The organism is Arthrobacter sp. NPDC093128 (assembly GCF_040683875.1).
In the GTDB taxonomy this organism is placed as follows: domain Bacteria; phylum Actinomycetota; class Actinomycetes; order Actinomycetales; family Micrococcaceae; genus Arthrobacter.
Map to the genome: position 1 here is coordinate 41,601 of NZ_JBFBEY010000022.1, position 12,301 is coordinate 53,901.

General features: G+C 60.4%; 9 protein-coding genes and 1 pseudogene. 7 read left to right on the forward strand and 3 right to left on the reverse strand.

All coding sequences use genetic code 11. The features are described 5' to 3' along the window. Positions 1 to 34: 34 nt before the first annotated feature. The gene (locus tag AB0N24_RS21905) at positions 35 to 520 is read right to left on the reverse strand and encodes a RidA family protein (protein ID WP_364128997.1); all 486 of its coding nucleotides are present in this window, start codon (positions 518 to 520) and stop codon (positions 35 to 37) included. A gap of 141 nt (positions 521 to 661) precedes the next feature. Next, a complete protein-coding gene (locus AB0N24_RS21910; RefSeq protein WP_364129000.1) occupies positions 662 to 1,795 on the reverse strand; it encodes a diaminopropionate ammonia-lyase in 1,134 nt (377 codons plus the stop codon). Positions 1,796 to 2,110: 315 nt separating this feature from the next. Between AB0N24_RS21910 and AB0N24_RS21915 the strand changes: the two genes are divergently transcribed. Beyond that, on the forward strand, positions 2,111 to 3,610 hold the full coding sequence (locus AB0N24_RS21915; RefSeq protein ID WP_364129003.1) for an amino acid permease: 1,500 nt from the start codon (positions 2,111 to 2,113) through the stop codon (positions 3,608 to 3,610). 165 nt (positions 3,611 to 3,775) lie between these two features. Next, positions 3,776 to 5,002, forward strand: coding sequence for a M20 aminoacylase family protein (locus AB0N24_RS21920; RefSeq protein WP_364129006.1), 1,227 nt, complete (start codon positions 3,776 to 3,778; stop codon positions 5,000 to 5,002). A gap of 408 nt (positions 5,003 to 5,410) precedes the next feature. On the opposite strand, the pseudogene AB0N24_RS21925 reads toward AB0N24_RS21920, so the two are convergent. Beyond that, positions 5,411 to 6,897 (reverse strand): annotated as a pseudogene (locus tag AB0N24_RS21925) (amino acid permease). Between the two features lie 412 nt (positions 6,898 to 7,309). On the opposite strand from AB0N24_RS21925, the gene AB0N24_RS21930 reads away from it, so the two are divergent. The 5 genes from AB0N24_RS21930 (at position 7,310) to AB0N24_RS21950 (ending at position 11,976) form a co-directional block, all read left to right on the forward strand. Then, positions 7,310 to 7,726 carry a RidA family protein gene (locus tag AB0N24_RS21930; RefSeq protein WP_364129008.1) on the forward strand — a complete coding sequence of 139 codons (417 nt, stop codon included), beginning with the start codon at positions 7,310 to 7,312 and terminating at the stop codon, positions 7,724 to 7,726. Continuing rightward, the gene (locus AB0N24_RS21935) at positions 7,720 to 8,967 is read left to right on the forward strand and encodes a MalY/PatB family protein (RefSeq protein WP_364129011.1); all 1,248 of its coding nucleotides are present in this window, start codon (positions 7,720 to 7,722) and stop codon (positions 8,965 to 8,967) included. The genes AB0N24_RS21930 and AB0N24_RS21935 overlap by 7 nt, the downstream gene beginning before the upstream one ends. Before the next feature lie 90 nt (positions 8,968 to 9,057). Continuing rightward, positions 9,058 to 9,780 carry a helix-turn-helix transcriptional regulator gene (locus tag AB0N24_RS21940; RefSeq protein ID WP_364129014.1) on the forward strand — a complete coding sequence of 241 codons (723 nt, stop codon included), beginning with the start codon at positions 9,058 to 9,060 and terminating at the stop codon, positions 9,778 to 9,780. Between the two features lie 88 nt (positions 9,781 to 9,868). Then, on the forward strand, positions 9,869 to 10,894 hold the full coding sequence (locus tag AB0N24_RS21945) for a molybdopterin-dependent oxidoreductase (protein WP_364129016.1): 1,026 nt from the start codon (positions 9,869 to 9,871) through the stop codon (positions 10,892 to 10,894). Then, a complete protein-coding gene (locus AB0N24_RS21950) occupies positions 10,891 to 11,976 on the forward strand; it encodes a carbon-nitrogen hydrolase family protein (protein ID WP_364129019.1) in 1,086 nt (361 codons plus the stop codon). The genes AB0N24_RS21945 and AB0N24_RS21950 overlap by 4 nt, the downstream gene beginning before the upstream one ends. The last annotated feature ends 325 nt before the right edge of the window (positions 11,977 to 12,301 follow it).

Genomic DNA, 12,301 nt, shown 5'->3' on the forward strand with positions numbered 1-12,301 from the left:
TGAGTGACGACGTCCGAGGCCACACTGTCAATGGCTAGGGAAACTCTACGACAAGTTCAACTTCCACCGGGGCGTTCAACGGCAATTCAGCAACGCCAACCGCCGAGCGTGCGTGCCGACCTTGGTCCGCGAAAACGGCCAACAACAGATCACTGGCCCCGTTGGCAACGAGGGGCTGAGCGTTGAATCCAGGGGCCGAGGCAACGAAGACAACGGCTTTGACGACGCGGGCGTGGTCGAGATCTCCCAATGTTCCGGCCGCAGTTAGGGCGTTGAGGACACAGATCGCTGCAACGCTGGCGGCGTCCTCAGCTGTAATGTCGGCACCGACCTTTCCCGTGGCGACAAGCTCACCGTTGCGGAGGGGCAACTGACCGGATGTGTGGACGACATTGCCGATCCGTACAGCCGGCACGTAGCTGGATGCGGCCGTTGCGGGTGCCGGCAGTTCTAGTCCGAGTTCGCTGAGGCGTTCCTGGATAAGGCGATGAGTCGAGCTGTGGTGGAGTTGCTGGTTCATGGTTTCCTTTTGTTGGTTAGGGGCGCTCACATCGAAGGGGCGGCGAAACGTCGTTCCCCGAAGACCTGCTGTCTGCAGAATCGGAGATGGCTCCAGCCGAAGAACCCTGGTGTGAACGCCTGGGCGATAGGTTGCTCGCCTCTAGCGAAGCGGGTTGGCTGCCAGGCCTTCTGTGCTGATGAGAATGACTGTGGATTCTGGTCCGATACCCAAGGCCTCGCGCCGGGTTTGATCTCCGAGCGCGTTGCGAACTCCGGCCAACGTTGCGGCTCCACAAGGCCCGGAATCCTGCCCCAGGGAAGACAGGTCCAGGACTGCCTGGCGGCACTCGTCCTCGGTGACACTCACAGCGCCATCGAGGCCGGACAGAAGCGAGGGCCATCCGAGCTCGGAGGGGGTTCCGCAATTGAGTCCGGACATGATGGAAGGAAAACTCGTGTCGACGGAGACGGGTTCGCCGGCAAGCAGCGACCTGGCGATGCATGCCGCGCTGCTTGGTTCGACGCTCAACAACGACGGGTGCGGGTTCGAAGGTGCCCGGTAGTAATCGACCAGTGCATGTGCCAGGGAACCTACCCCTACGGGGCAAGCGACGAGGTCAGCTGCAAGCCCGTTTCGGGCGAGAGCCTGATCGACTTCAGAGAACAGGGTTGTGTACCCGTCGACGATCCACCGCGGGATGTCCGTGTAGCCAGGCCAGGAGGTGTCCTGCACGACCAAATCTTGAGGGTGCCCTTCGGCGGACGCTGCTGCGGCAGCCACAACCTCATCGTAGGTCGCGTCCAGGGCGATGAGCTCAGCTCCCTCGCTTCGGATACCGTCGATGGCTGCGTCACTGAGCCCGGTTGGAATGTAGATGCGCGCCTGAAGGCCCAGGAGTTTGGCCATCCGGGCTACAGCGCGGCCATGGTTTCCGTCAGTGGCGGTAACCAACACCGGTAACGACTCGCCGGCCACATTGCTGGCAAGGTAGTCGCGAAGCGAAGGGACCGTCATGGCCGTTGCGTCGAGTTCAAAGCGTTCGCTGACTGCCCTGCAGACAGCCCATGATGCCCCGAGTATTTTGAAGGCTGGCAGGCCCAAGCGGTCGGATTCGTTCTTGAGAAACACGTGGCCTACTCCCAACTCCACGGCAAGGGAGGGCAGCGACTCCAGCGGTGTCGGAACGTATCCATCCAAGGTTTCGTGGAAGGTCAACGCCGACGTCGGCGTCTCGGATCGCCAGTTACGGGCGTCGGGGTGGGTGTACGAGTATGTGGTGTCAATTGAGGACATGAACCCATCGTCCTACGGAGCAATCTAAATAAAAAGCGGTAAAAAATGGAGATAAAAGTCCGCTTTTACTTCAAGTAGACGCCGAGGGTCCAACGATCTGCAAACTCTTGAACGGCTCGCCTGTGCACGCCCAAGAGAGAGGCCTATCCCTCGCCGGGAGCTAGGGGCTTTTTGGAGACTTTCAATTCTTCTTCACAGTTGTGGCCACAAAAAACCGCTTTTGCTTGCAGTTCGGATCGTGGAAGATAAACCGGACTCGTGATCGGCAACACACTCCAACGCATGCCGGTCCTTCAAGAACTAGAGGCAGGTTCCATGAACGCTCGCATAACCACCGACCCAATTGAGGGATCGCAGGCCAAGAATTCCCCCGAGGCGGCCCGGACGTCCTTCGTTCACTCGGAAGACCGGGGCCTCCACAAGGGGCTTAAAAACCGTCAGATACAGATGATCGCCATCGGCGGTGCCATTGGAACCGGACTGTTCATGGGTGCCGGGGGCCGCCTGGCAGCTGCTGGACCAAGCCTTGCAATCGTTTACGCGCTTTGCGGATTCTTCGTCTTCTTAATCCTCCGAGCGCTCGGCGAACTCGTGGTTTACCGTCCGTCGTCCGGTTCCTTCGTCTCCTACGCCCGTGAATTTTTCGGCGAGAAGACTGCTTTCGCCGTTGGATGGATGTACTGGCTTGCGTGGGCGATGGCGGCCATAGCCGACGTGACGGCTGCTGCCATTTATGCCAACTTTTTCAAACGCTACATACCTGCCATCGCCGACATACCCCAATGGGTTTTCGCGCTCGTAGCGCTGGTCCTGATCCTGACCCTGAACCTGCTGTCCGTCAAAGTGTTCGGCGAATTGGAGTTCTGGTTTGCCTTGATCAAAGTAGCGGCCCTCGTCGCATTCCTGGTCATCGGCATCTGTTTCGTCCTCTTCGGAGTGCCAGTAGCCGGGGAACAGGCCGGGTTCAGCATTATTGCCGACAACGGAGGCTGGTTCCCGAGCGGAGCGCTCCCTGCCCTGCTGCTGGTAGGCGGCGTGGTCTTTGCCTATAGCGGTGTTGAACTGATCGGGACCACAGCCGGGGAAACCAAAGACCCGCAAAAAGTCATGCCCAAGGCCATCAATGCTGTACTGGTTCGCATCGCGGTGTTCTACGTCGGATCTGTTGTCCTCCTGTCTTGCTTGCTTCCTTTTACGGCCTACAAGGCCGGCGAAAGCCCGTTCGTCACATTCTTTGGCTCCATCGGGGTTCCGGGAGCTGACAGCATCATGAACATGATCGTCCTCACTGCGGCTCTGTCATCGTTGAACGCCGGTTTCTACTCCACCGGTCGCATCGTTCGTTCCCTTGCCATCGCAGGCTCGGCTCCCAAGTTCGCCGGACGTCTGACCAAATCGGGCGTCCCGTACGGCGGAATGTTCTTGACCGCAGGCGTGGCCCTCCTTGGTGTTGGGCTCAATGCAGTGGCTCCCTCGGACGCCTTTGAGATTGTTCTCAACGTTACGGCTTTCTGCATCGTCGTGGCGTGGGCAGTGATCATCATGTGCCAGCTCCGTCTCTGGTACTGGGCACGACAGGGCAAAGTCGAGCGTCCGGCCTTTCGAATGTTCGGCGCTCCATGGACCGGAATCGCAACGCTCTTGTTCCTCGTAGGAGTGGTTGTCCTCATTGCCGCGGATTACCCCACGGGCACATACATCATGGCCACTTCGCTCCTCCTCATTCCGCTCCTAGTCCTTGGCTGGTTCCTGGCACGCCGCAACATCCGGGCCGTTGCCGAACAAAGATCCTCCTCGGACGACCATTCCCAGTAACGGTCCCGGCAAACCAGAGTCTTCAACTCTGCTTCACAAAAAAGGCCACAAACCATCGCTTTTCCCGGACGTCCCGCTCATGAACAATGGACAAGTCGAGACAAAGAAGTCACGACCAGCCATTCAAGTGGACCCGCTCTTACCACCCCAGGCCCAACCAAAGACTTGGCCGCCTTTCCCATAACTCCTAACACGATTGAAGTTTCCATGAATGAAGTAAACAGCCCCTCCTTGGACTCACGCCTGCGCCAGTGGCGCCACGATCTCCACCAAACACCGGAGCTTGCCTTTGACGAGCACGGCACAAACGCCTACGTTTCGCAGGTGCTCCAGTCTCTAAAAGGTATAGAGGTGTCGGACGGCTTCGGCGGGACCGGTGTAGTCGGTTCACTGACCCTCGGTGATGGGGACGGAGTCATCGGGCTGCGGGCAGATATGGACTGCCTCCCGCTTCACGAATCAGCAACCCATGACTACCCATCGCTGAAGCCCGGAAGAATGCACGCATGTGGCCATGACGGGCACATGGCCATGGTTCTCGGGGCTGCTGCTGTACTTGCCGAGGAAGGCGGGTTCAACGGCACGGTGAGGTTCGTCTTCCAGCCCGCCGAAGAACCTGGCCGTGGCGCTCAAGCCATGCTCGATAGCGGCTTACTGGAACGATTCCCTATCGATGCGATTTACGGGCTGCACAACATGCCCGGGTTCCCTTCCGGCAACCTCTACATGCGGGAAGGAGCGATCATGGCCGGCGAGGACAACTTCGTGATCCGCATAACCGGCCGGGGCGGCCATGCGTCCATGCCCGACCTCGTCGTGGATCCGCTCGTGATCGGGGCAGAAATCGTTCTCGCTCTTCAGACCGTAGTCGCACGGAGCATTCCGCCCACCGAACCGGCCGTGGTGTCCTGCACCGAACTCGTTACCGACGGCGCCCGCAACGCCATTCCAACAGAAGTGGTGATCAAGGGAGACACACGGTCATTCACCGACGAAACCAGGCAACTCATCGAGCGCCGCATCCGGGAAATCACTGAAGGTATCTGCAGTAGCTACGGAGCAAAATCTGAAGTCACCTACACTCACGAATTTGAGCCCACTATTAATGATGCTGACTCCGTCAGAGCAGCGGTTGAAGCCGCAGTAACTGTCGTTGGGGATAGTAGAGTGGAATCCGAATGTGCGCAACTGATGGGCAGTGAAGACTTCGGTGTCTTCGCCCGAGAAGTGCCAGGGTGCTTCACGTTCATCGGCAACGGTACTGAGCCCGGACGTGGGGGAACCCCACTCCACAACAACACCTACGACTTCAATGACGACATACTTGAGATCGGGGTCCAGTACTACGTGGAACTTGTCCGGTCCATTCTGCAGAACGAAGCAAAGCCCTGACGCCAGCAGGCGTTCCTCATTCCGTGTGAGCTTCTTCGATAGGCTCCCGCTGAGTTTTAGATTGTCTTCATCCGGGTGACCGGGACAGGGACCGTGAGGGAAGTTCGCAGGGCCTCAACCCAGATTCGGTACACCACTGAGGCGGGGGCAACATCCCGTTGCCGCCGCCCTAGTCCGGCACGAGCAGTGGTTCAAAGAAGCGGTTCCGAGATGAGCCCCGAAGGCTGTGGGGGAGATGCCGAGGGCCAGACTGCCTACAAAGCACGGTCGCAGGCACGTCACCCCAGACGACGACCAGGTGGAAGAGACCTTGCTCTTCTAAAAAAGAGAGGCCCCGGGTCCGCCATTCGTAGCGGGTCCGGGGTTTCACCCATGGGTGTTCCCCCTTATGGGCTTGGATGTGGGGTTCTAGGCCGGCGGACGGTTAGCGATGACGGGGGCTGGCACGGTGTAACGGGAGCAGACTTCGGCGAGCTCCATGATGCGTCCCCGGCACGCAAACCATCCGCAGACTATCAGGGCCAATGAAACCACGGTGACGAGCAGCGTCCGAGGGGATTCGATTAAGACCATGACGAGAACCCAGGCTAGGAAGACCAGGGTGAGGTAGCCGGTGAACGGGGCGCCGGGCATACGGAATGAGGGCCGTTTGAGCCAGCCCCGTCCAGCCCAGCGCTGGAGTTGGATCTGGCACAAGACGTTGGTACTCCACGTCGTGACGATGCAGACGGCGGCGACGCTCAGGCCGATCTCGAAGGCTTCCCGGAGTATGTAGTTCAGCGGGGCCACCAGCAGGGCCACGACGGCGGTGATGACGATTCCGCCGTAGGGGACACCGAATTTGCTCATGCGCAGGGCAAACTTCGGCGCGGACCCAGCGGCGGCCATGGAACGCAGGATGCGGCCGGTTGAGTAGAGGCCCGCGTTCAGAGAAGAAAGGGCCGCTGTGAGGACGACCAGGTTCATGATGGAGTCGACACCTTGGACGCCGATGGAACTGAAGGATGTCACAAGTGGGCTCTCACCCTTCTTGAAGGCGGTGTATGGCAGCAGCAGGCTCAAAAGGATGACGGAGCCGACATAGAACAGACCGATACGGATAATGACCGAGTTGATTGCCCGTGGCATGATTTCGCTGGGTTGGCTGTTTCACCGGCCGCGGTGCCCACGAGCTCGATGGCGCCATAGGCGAAAATAACGCCCTACATCAGCAAGAACATAAGCAAGGCGTTATTGTGGAAGATCCCGCCGTTGTCGCCGATCAGGGAAAATCCGGTTTCAGCGCCCGTGGGCGAGCCGAAGACGACGAAGAAGATGCCAACGACCAGGAAGATCAGCAGTGCGGCAACCTTGATGAGCGCGAACCAGAACTCCAGCTCCCCGAACACCTTCACCGAGATGATGTTGAGGGCCAGTACCCCGGCAAGGGCAATGAGAGCCCAAGCCCACTGTGGAACCGCTGCGATCCCGGCCACGTATTTGCCGAAGAAGTTCATGTAGAGAGCTGCGGCCGTGGTGTCCTCCACAGCGCTGGTCACCCACAGGATCCAGTAGAACCAGCCAGACACGAACGCAGTCTTCTCTCCGAAGAACTCCCGAGCGCAGGAAACGAATGGCCCTGACGACGCCCTGTGAAGCATGAGCTCCCCGAGGGCACGAAGGATCAGGAAGGCAAAGACACCACAGATGGCGTAGGCGATGAACAGGGAAGGCCCGGCGGCCGCAAGCCTGCCGCCGGCCCTCAAGAGGAGCCCGGCGCCGATCGCCCCGCCGAGTGCGATCATTTGGATCTGCCGGGATTTCAGGACTTTGTGATAGCCGACATCTTCGGCATGCAGAATGCTCACGGAAGAGCGGGCGTGGCCATTGTCCAATACGGGTTGTTGAGTGGGCATCGGGGGCCTTTCTGGGGAGGGGAGAGGCGCGAGAGTTGTTAGCTACCGGCGCGGGAGGGATGTTCATCCCGCATGTTTACCTGCCGTCGAGGCAGTACTCATCAGCGAGCAACGAAACTGTGGATGCACTGGTCGCCCGCACACGTCCTGTGGCATAGAAGGTCGTTGACATCCTCCGCGCATTCGAAGCAATGCCGAGGATTTCAAATCGCAGTTGAGATTATGCCCTACCTCAACACCGCGAAATAACCAAGGTTTCATCGCATGGTTGAATTCGCCCCGGTAAGCCGAGTTCCAAGCCAAATACCTGTTGCTTTGGGCACATTCTGTGTAATATTTGGTTCATCGAACAACTCAGTGTTGAATCTGCTGGCAGGAGTGCCGGTGCCCACGAATTACTGGAAGGTTGCCCATGGCCCAGCCTGTCTTTTCCCCTCCTCTCTATGTCGGGGCTCAACGCATTGGTGACTTGCTCTTCGTTTCCGGCCAACTGCCCATAGGCCATGGCGGGCTGCTCCACTCCGGCCTCGTTGGTGAGGAAGTCTCCGTTGAACAGGCCCGTGAAGCAGCCCGGGTGGCAGCGGGTCGCTGCCTTGACGTGATTCGAAACGAACTCGGATCGCTGGACGCGGTCAAAGGTGTCGCCAGGATTGGCGGCTACGTCGCCTCAGGCCAAGGTTTCGTCGATGCGCCGGTGGTCATTGACGCGGCCCCCAGGACCATCCTCGACGCCCTCGGTGAGAGAGGCCATCACGCCCGGCTTGCCCTCGGCGTAGCCTCGCTTCCCCTTGGCGCCTGTGTCGAAGTGGAAATGACCGTCCAATGCTGAACACATCGGAAGGATCAGACCTCGGACCACCCATTACCGTCCACTGGAATCCCCTTGAGGACCTCACACTTGAGCAGCTCCGGCGGCGGGGGAGCATGAAATGGGCAACGTACCCGGCCGATGTGCTGCCATTGTGGGTTGCCGACATGGATGTCCGGCTGGCCCCGGCCATCGCCTCCGCGCTTCATCAAGCGATCGATGACGGTGACACCGGCTATCCTGCAGGAACCGGCCTCGCCGAAGCCTTCAAAGGTTTCGCGGCCCGCCGGTGGCAGTGGAACGATATTGATCTGGACAGGGTTGCCAGGATCCCCGATGTGATGATGGGGGCGGTTCAGGTCCTCCGACTCGTCACCGAACCAGGTGACGCCGTGGTCGTAAACACCCCTGTGTATGCCCCCTACTTCGCTTTCGTGCCCAACGACGGACGAAAGATTGTTGAAGCGCCGCTCGGGGACGAAGGGCGGATCGACCTTGACGCCCTCAGCGAGGCGTTCCAGCGCGCACGCGCGTCCAGCCGGAGTGTCGCCTACCTCCTGTGCAACCCGCACAATCCCACCGGGACCGTGCACACCGCGGAAGAACTGCGTGGCGTTGCCGAACTCGCGCGCCGACACGGAGTCCGGGTTGTGGCCGACGAAATCCATGCCCCGCTCGTGCTGCCGGGTGCCACCTTCACGCCCTACCTGAGTGTTCCCGGCGCTGAAGACGCCTTCTCCCTGACCTCGGCGGCCAAGGGATGGAACCTGGCCGGACTCAAAGCCGCCCTGGTGGTTGCAGGTCCGGAAGCTGCCGCGGACCTGCACTGCTTGCCTGCGGAAGTCATCCTCGGCTCCAGCTATCTCGGAGTCATTGCCCACACGGCCGCTTTCACAGCCGGGGAAGACTGGCTGGACAGCCTCATCGCCGGCCTGGCTGCCAACCGGGTCCTGCTCACCCAGCTGATCACGGAACATCTGCCGGAGGTCACATTCAAGGCACCGGAGGCGACCTACCTGGCCTGGTTGGATTGCCGTGCTCTTGGATTTGAGGTCGAAGAAAAGACCGAAGGCATCGCCTTTGCCAGCGATCTGGCCGGTCCGGCGAAAATGTTCCTTGACGAAGGCCGAGTCGCGGTAAGCTCAGGCCACATCTTCGGCAGCGGTGGATCCGGCCATGTCCGCTTGAATTACGCGACTTCCGGGGCCATCCTCAGTGAAGCCCTCAGGCGAATGGGGCAAGCAGCCCACACCGCCCGGTGATGATTCAGGGTCCTGACCGAACGAAAGGACGGCTACACGATGCGTCTAACACCGACAGACGTCGCTCCGCCAACCCAGGCTCTTCAAGGGATGGACTCCGAGACGATCAACACCGTCCTGGAGCTCCTGGTGGCGCCGCTCCAAGCGGCTCTGCCGCAACCCACCGAGGTGGTACTGCACGACCTACAGCGCATCCCGAACACGGTCAGGGCCATCGCCGGAGACGTTACCCGTCGCCGGATCGGGGACCCGCCCACCGATAAGCTCCTCGAACGGCTGGCTGTCGGAGACTATAGGCACGAGATCGGCTACCGCTCCCAACTGCCGGACGGGCGCATCCTTCAAAGCACCACCATCATCTACACCGACCGGAACGGCCATGCGGCGGCCGCGCTCTGCCTGAACGCCGATGTCTCGGCATGGGTCTCCCTGCGTTCGGTGATGGACCGCTTCGTCCTCGGGTTCGACGGCACCTCCGCCCATCCGTCCTCCCTGGACCGAGACCGGCCATCCCCTGACGGGCCTCGAGGAACACGCGACAGCGAGTACTTCCCGCACAGCGTTGAAGAACTCAGCGCCCGCCTGGTGGACGCCGCTATCGCATCCATCGGGGTCCCTGTTATAAAGATGCGCAAAGAACAGAAAATACAGGTCGTCGCCGAACTGGAACGACGCGGCTTCTTCTTGGTCAAACAGGCTGCAGAGAGCGCCGCGGCTGCCCTGTCCGTCACCCGCTTCACCATTTACAACTACCTCAACCAGATCAGCGGCACCGCCGAAGAAACCAGCGACACCGCTGCGGAAACTGCTTAGCCGGAATCGGCTCCCCATGAAGGGTGGGAGGCTCTGGCATGCCCAAAACATGCGAAGGACCCCCGGTCCTCGCTCTAGGAATGATGACATGACGCCAGTATCACGGATACCGATAGAGCCAGTTTCCATGCTCCGTGAAGGGTTTGGCCTCATCCAGAACCAGCGCCCAGAGAACATGACGGGATTCATCACAGCAGAAGAAGACCTTTTCGCCGTCTGGCATCTCGGAATTCCAGATGTCCCACTTGATGAATGGACCCTTCAACTCACAGGCATGGTCGACCGCCCACTGACGGTCACCCTCCAAGACCTCAAGTCCATGCCGCAGACCGAGATCGTCTCGGTCCACGAATGCGCCGGAAGCCCACTCCAACCCTCCATTGCCCAGCGCCGGGTTGGAAACGTCCGATGGGGCGGGGTCCGGCTCAGCGACGTCCTGGAACTGGCTGGTCCCTTCCCCGACGCCGACTATGTGATCTCGGCCGGCTGCGACCGTGGGGTCTACGACGCCAGCTTCCACGACCACTACGAGAAAGACCTCCCACTGGACAAGGCCACCGACGGGAACGTCCTCCTTGCCCTGACTATTAACGGCGCACCCCTGTCTGTGGGACGGGGTGGCCCGGTCCGGCTCGTTGTTCCCGGCTACTACGGGACAAACTCGACCAAATGGCTCACCACCCTGACTGTCTCGGACGCGCGAAGCCCGAGAGCGTTCACTACCCGGTATTACATGGACCCCCCGCAAGACAGAACAGGCGAGCCCACCCCCGTCTGGGACCTGGCACCGAACTCGTGCATCGTTGGGCCCATCGACGGCGACGTCCACACCGGCCAGAGCACAGAAGTCTGGGGGTGGGCATGGGCCGGCAGTGAGCCGGTCACCACAGTCGAAGTCAGCACCGATGGCGGGCTGAGTTGGGACCAAGCACAAGTCCGAGGGCGCCGAAGAAACGAATGGCAGCATTTCAGCTACCTCTGGGACCCGCCGTCCGTTGGTGAATACATCCTCGCATCCCGAAGCACCACCCCGTCCGGGGCGACGCAGCCCCTCACCCCGCGCCGGAACCAGATCCACCAGCGCCTCATCTTCGTCACTCAGCAGACCCTATGACCACCACCAAAGTCGCCGCTGCCCATCTGGAGCCAGTGCTGTTAGACAAGGCCGCCACCATCGAAAAGGTTCTCGACGCGGTGGCCGAAGCCTCAAGGCAGGGAGCAGAGCTCATCGCCTTCCCTGAATCCTTCGTCCCCGGTTTTCCGGTCTGGACCGCTCTCCGTGCCCCTATCTTCAACCATGAACTTTTCGCTGCCTTCGTCCAGAACTCCCTTTACGTCGACGGGCCGGAAATTGCTGCTGTCTGCAAAGCAGCCCAACACCACGCGATTATCGTCTCGATGGGCTTCAGCGAACGGAACCCGGCCAGTGTCGGCAGCATCTGGAACTCGAACCTGCTGATCGGTTCCGATGGTCGCATCCTCAACCACCACCGCAAGATCGTCCCGACCTTTTACGAAAAGCTCCTTTGGACCCCCGGCGACGGGCATGGCCTGAGGGTGACCGCTACGAGCATTGGACGGCTGGGCATGCTCATCTGCGGGGAGAACACCAACCCACTTGCCCGTTACACGCTCATGACCGAGGCCGAAGAAATCCATATCTCCACCTACCCGCCGCTATGGCCCACTCGAGATTCTGCGTCCAACGGCAAAAACTACGACCTCGAAAACGCCATCAGAATCCGTGCCGGGGCGCACTCCTTCGAAGCAAAAGCCTTCAATCTGGTCGTCTCCTCAGTATTCGGCCCAACCTCGGCCCGCGCCCTCGAAACCCTCGGCCCTGAGGCAGCGAAAATCATCGACAGCACACCCGTTGGCGTTTCCATGGTCGTCGACCCCTACGGCGACGTCATAGGCGACGTCATCCGGGACGAAGGTATCCACACATGGGACATTGACCGCTCGGCCGTCCTGGAGACCAAACAATTCCACGACGTCAGCGGAGCCTACAACCGCTTCGACATTTTCGACCTCCGAGTCCACAGGCAGAGGGTCGAACCGATCCGCTTCACGGGCGAATCAAACAGCCCCCTTGCTGCCAACCGTGAACTTGAGCATGCTGCGCGGTACCCCACGGACCCTGTAGATGCAGAGCCCACTGTTTCACCGACCAAAGCTACCTTTCCTCAACCGTAGGGAGACCTAATTCGGCCTTGGCCTCCTGGCCTTTTGCACCCCTTTCCGCACGGACAGGGGGAGCCACCAAACCATCCATGCTGCCAAGTGGGAATACCCATGCCCACTTCACCATCAAAACAGGCTCCAGGGTCGACGGCGTTATTGACCAAAACACTGGTTGTCGATCTCATCCGCGCCCTGGCCGGACCCCCAAGTCGGCATGATGCCGGCGACCGCGGCGCCAGGGGCATAAAAGGTTCGAAGCATCGATTCCCAGGCCCGAAAACCTGCGGCAGTCCGAATGGTGCCACGGCTACGGTTGCGAAACCGACGTCGATCAGGT